Genomic DNA, 4,741 nt, shown 5'->3' with positions numbered 1-4,741 from the left:
GAGGCCCTCGAGCGAGATGGTCTCGGCGACGCTCCGACCCGTCTCCGCAAGAGCGGGCCGGATTTCGCGCAGCTCGGGTCGGGCGAGCGCGAGCACCAGTGCCGGTGAATCATGCACCCACTCCGCGAGGTGCTCGAGGAGATCGAGGAACATCGGTGCGGCCCACTGGATGTCGTCGACGACGATGAGGACTGGGGCTCGACGACCCAACGATTCGATGAGTCTCCTGACGGCGAAGAACAACTCTTCGGTGGATCGAACGGGCGCCGCTCCCACGAACCCGCCGAGCAGCGTCGCAACACGGTCGGCATCGTCGAGGTCCGCGACGAGTCGGGCGAGTTCGGCGATGGTCGCCTCGTCGTCGGGAGCATCGTCGATGTCGCAGACGAACCGAAGGAGGTCGGCGACGGGGCTGAACGTGGTCGACCCTGCTCGTTCGCATCGCAGGTCGATGAAGGTCGCCTCCTCGATCGTGTCGCGACCGAGCTCACGCGCGAGGCGCGTCTTGCCCACCCCGGGTGATCCGACCACGGTGACCAACTGCGCCACACGCTGCGCGACGGCATCGTCGAAGACGTCGCGCAACCGTGCGAGTTCTGTTCTTCGACCGACGAACGGCGTGGTCGAATCGTCGACGGCGACGACCTCGTCGATGGCGCGGAATGTCCTGACCGTCTGATCCTTCCCTCTCAGATCGAGCTCGCCGAACGGCTCGTACCTGATCACGGAACGTGTCATGCGCCAGGTGGCTTCGCCGACGAGAACGTGACCCGGCGAGCATGCACCCTCCAAGCGGGCGGCTGTGTTCAACGCGTCTCCGACAACATCGGCGTCCGCATCGGCGATCACGACTTCACCCGTGTTGATCCCGACGCGCAACCCGATGTCGACGTCATAGCGGTCGGAGACGAGCTCGACGAACGCCACGAATCCTCGCTGCAGTTCGAGTCCCGTTGCGACGGCGCGTTCGGCATCGTCAGCAGCCACCTCGGGCACCCCGAACATCGCCATGACGCCGTCGCCGATGAACTTGTCGACCGAGCCGCCGTGCGCCTCGATGACCTGTTGGACCATCGCGTGGTATTGCCCCATGATGTCGCGAGCGGACTCGGCATCGAGTCGTTCGCCCAGCGTCGTCGATCCCACGAGGTCGCAGAAGAACACGGTGACGGTCTTCCGGAAGGCGTCGTTGCTTTCCGCCAGTTCGACCACCTCGTGAGCGCGTGCGGCCGCCCCACACTGGTCACAGAAACTGGCGTCGGGCTCGACTCCATGACCACACGACGAACACGTCGCAAGCATCGGCGCCGCGCAGCCGGCACAGAACTTGGCACCCTCCCGATTCGTCCGCCCACAGTTCGAACAGTCCACAAGACCCCCACTTCCCCACAGCAGTATCCCCCGCCCAGCAGGCGAGGGCCAAAGGTAGCCGTCACAGCGGCTCGATGCCCTCGAGTACACCCTCAGTACAACCGATCCGGGCCTGATAGATCCGTGATGCACAGCCATTGGCCGGATCGATCAGCGTGGTCGGGGTGGGGAGATTCGAACTCCCGGCCTCCTGCTCCCAAATCTGGAAATGGGGGTGTCTCAGCGAATGCCGTTTCGTGCCGGATTTCGCCGATTTCTAGTGGTCTAGCTGGGGTGATGTCCGAACGGAGTGAGAATGGCCGGACAGGGCGTCACGAGCCGGTGCACGCCGGATTGATACATACGCGATACCGCGGGGTAGCTCACCCGACGGTTCCCATCCGAAAACGGGAAGAGCCGCCGAAGGCACGAGCCCCTGGCGGGTCGCCCCCGGTGCGGCGAGCACCGGATCGATCTTGCCCGCGTCTATCGCTCGGGCTTGGGCTGATCTCAACCGATCTCAAGTGCCGCGATGGGCGGCGGGGGAGGCGGTCTGGTGTGAACGTTATGGTCGGTCGCGTGGTGCTCAATCGGTCGCTCTCGCGAGTGAGGTGGATCGGTGGCGGCAGCGGAGCGGGCAAGTCGACGATTGCCCGTCGCCTCGCTGGTGAGCGGGGCACTCTCGTCTACGACACCGACGAAGCGATGTCGGACCACGCCTTGCGACTCGACGAGCACAGCGCGCCACGGCTGCATCGATTCCTCGAGATGACGATGGATGAGCGGTGGCTGTTCCAGAAGCCGGCAGAGATGTTGGAGTCATTTCACTGGTTCGCGGCGAAGGATTCAATCTGGTCGTCGACGACCTGACCGACCTGGTCGACCACGGCCCGGTCATTGCTGAAGGTTTCCGTCTCCTCCCCCGTCTGGTTGCGCCGCTGATCGACGACGTCGGCGACGCGGTGTGGCTGTTGCCGACGCCCGCGTTCCGACGGATGGCGTTCGATCAGCGTGGTTCGCTCTGGACGATTGCGAACAAGACGACCGATCGCCAACGAGCGCTGGACAAACTGCTCGAGCGCGATCGGCTGTTCACAGATCGTCTCCGGGCGGAACTGTCGAGTCTCGGTCTCAACGCCATCGAGGTGGATGTCATCGACACCGACGATCACCTCTACGAACGGGTCGCTGAGCGACTCCGTCCGGCCGCCGGACGGTAAAGGGATCTCGCGAATTCCGACCGGGTGACCGAGCGCATCGGTGCCGTTCCGATCGGGAAGGCCGCGACGCCGCGACCGCCGATGTTGTGTTGACGTATCCTGTCGAGATGAGCAACGCGGCGAACCATGATGAGGCTGTGCCCCACGGGACCACGTTGCTCGCGCGCGATCTCACACCTTCCGAGCTTCGGTCCGCCCCGAGCCTCGCGTCGGTTGATGCGCTGGTGATCGAGGATCTCTCGGCCGACGAAGACGACGCGTTCGCAGCTGCACTCGATTCGTGAGACTCGTCGTCGACACCGGCGTGTTCAGCGCCGCGCTCAGCCGACGTCGCCGACCGGAGTTCGAGGACCACGTCGCCCGACTCGCAGGCAACCAGCTCTTCCTCGCGGCGTCAACCGTTGCCGAGCTCCGCTACGGCGCACTGGTCGCGGAATGGGGCGCGCCTCGTCGTGACCGACTCGAAGAAGCAATCGCAGCAACCACCGTGATTCCAGTGAGTGATGCGCTGCTCAGTCGGTGGGCCGACCTTCGATTCGCATGTCGTCGAGCAGGGCATCCCCTCGCTGATTCAGCGCACGCGAACGACTTGTGGATTGCCACGAGCGCAATTCACATCGCGGCAGGTCTGATCTCGGCCGACGCCATCTTCGACGACGTCCCCGACCTCGACCTCCGCTGAATTCACACCAGCGCAGAATATTCACGCCGCCAGCCTGGTAGGACGCCCAGAACCAGCAGCGACGGACACGGACTCCAAAGACGACCAAGGGTCCGCACATTTCCGGTCGCGTGCCCGCTCGCCGAGGTGCCGTTGTGATCGGGTCGAGCGGTCTCTGCCGACGCACAATATGCGTGCCCACCAACGAATCACATCGGCGACAACCACGAAGAGCGGAGTCGCGAGGCGTGTGGCCGCATGAGTCCGCCGGCCATGCACGAGCGTGGCGTGGTGTACGTTCAACTTCATGCCATTGACCACTGGCATCAACCACCTCGCCCTCGTGACCGCCGATCTCGATCGGCTGATCGAGTTCTACCGATCGGTTTTCGAGGCCAACGTCTTCGCTCAGCTGGCCGAGGGGCCGGTCCGCCACGCGTTGATCGACATTGGGAGCGGGATGGCACTACATCCTTTCGAGTTCTCCGGCCAGCCATCGGAGGGTCCATACGGGGAGATGTTCCAGCGCGGGCACCTCGATCACGTGTCGCTAAATGTGCCCGACGAAGCCACGTTCGGGATGCTTCGCAAAAGGCTCGTCGAGCAAGGTGCGAGCGACGGAACGATGGCCGACTTCGGAGCTGTGCGCACCGTCGCATTTCGCGATCCCGACGGCTGGTGGGGAGAAATTGCAATCTGGACCGGCGGCGAACCGTTGCCGCTCGACCAGGCGGTGGTGACTCCGCTGATCTGAGCAGAGTCCATGCCTCGAACATCCGGTCATGACGCTGCCGTAGGAGTCGCCACCAGAGCTATCGCAGAGCGATTGCCATCCAGCATGCTCGAGTTCCAGCAGTTCCAGGTACACATCGATGTCGAGTCCGGCGACGGTCCGCTGTTGGGGTGTCCCGACATAGTGTTCGCGAGTGTTGGTGGGGTGGACCGCCAGTGCGACGCCGTCGAAGCTCTTCGGACAAGTCACACCCGGGCTCGACAACCGACCCTACGACCACGCCCTCCAACCGGCAAAGGCCCGACCCGCGCGCTCCGACGGACGACGAAATCACCTCTTGACACAAAGAGGCTTCGGTAAGGGATCCAGGAGACCTGTCAGCGTCCGGAATCCCGCTCTTGGGGATAGTGGGGAGCCTTGCCGTAGTAGAGTCGTTGCTCAAAACTGACAGCGGTTTCGGGCATATTCTGGATGAGCTGTTTACCTGACGTCTCATAGTAAAGGATGAGTTGCCAGTACTGAAATGCAACCGATCCGGTCGAGTCTGTCGGAGTCACTGTATTCGCGATTGACGTTGTCGACGTCTTGGTGACCGCGTCCGTAATGGATTTCGACTGCGTAGCGGTGAAGCTTGTCTTGACCGTTGCATTTATCTTGGCGGGTCCAAATCCTGCCGACGTGCTTACATCGAGCCCTATCATCTCTGCGAAGGTGCTGGTATCGGTCTCTGAGTGCGATATGCCGGTCGAAATCGAATCCGACTTCGTGGTACTGGAG

At 63.2% G+C, this 4,741-nt stretch carries 6 protein-coding genes and 1 pseudogene; 4 read left to right on the top strand and 3 right to left on the bottom strand.

What is annotated here, in order from left to right; genetic code table 11:
* The coding region (locus tag WBV89_RS09550) for an AAA family ATPase (RefSeq protein ID WP_423981107.1) at positions 1-1,212 on the bottom strand (1,212 nt) is incomplete at its 3' end.
* Between the two features lie 33 nt (positions 1,213-1,245).
* A pseudogene (locus WBV89_RS09545) lies at positions 1,246-1,509 on the bottom strand (double zinc ribbon domain-containing protein); the annotation flags it as partial.
* 626 nt (positions 1,510-2,135) lie between these two features.
* Here WBV89_RS09545 and WBV89_RS09540 point away from each other — a divergent pair.
* The 4 genes from WBV89_RS09540 (at position 2,136) to WBV89_RS09525 (ending at position 3,985) form a co-directional block, all read left to right on the top strand.
* Complete coding sequence (locus WBV89_RS09540) at positions 2,136-2,570, top strand: hypothetical protein (protein WP_423981106.1); 435 nt, start codon at positions 2,136-2,138, stop codon at positions 2,568-2,570.
* A 107-nt stretch (positions 2,571-2,677) separates the two neighbouring features.
* Positions 2,678-2,854, top strand: coding sequence for a hypothetical protein (locus WBV89_RS09535; protein ID WP_423981105.1), 177 nt, complete (start codon positions 2,678-2,680; stop codon positions 2,852-2,854).
* A complete protein-coding gene (locus WBV89_RS09530) occupies positions 2,851-3,252 on the top strand; it encodes a PIN domain-containing protein (protein WP_423981104.1) in 402 nt (133 codons plus the stop codon). The genes WBV89_RS09535 and WBV89_RS09530 overlap by 4 nt, the downstream gene beginning before the upstream one ends.
* A gap of 286 nt (positions 3,253-3,538) precedes the next feature.
* Entirely contained in the window at positions 3,539-3,985 is a 447-nt protein-coding gene (locus WBV89_RS09525; protein ID WP_423981103.1) for a VOC family protein, read from the top strand.
* Between the two features lie 356 nt (positions 3,986-4,341).
* On the opposite strand, the gene WBV89_RS09520 is transcribed toward WBV89_RS09525, so the two are convergent.
* Positions 4,342-4,741 (bottom strand): hypothetical protein (locus WBV89_RS09520; protein ID WP_423981102.1); only part of this gene is annotated, 400 nt, incomplete at its 5' end.

The organism is Ilumatobacter sp., from assembly GCF_049588435.1.
GTDB lineage: Bacteria > Actinomycetota > Acidimicrobiia > Acidimicrobiales > Ilumatobacteraceae > Ilumatobacter_A.
The sequence above is the reverse complement of the archived record's forward strand: the minus strand, read 5'-3'. Positions and strand labels throughout refer to the sequence as shown.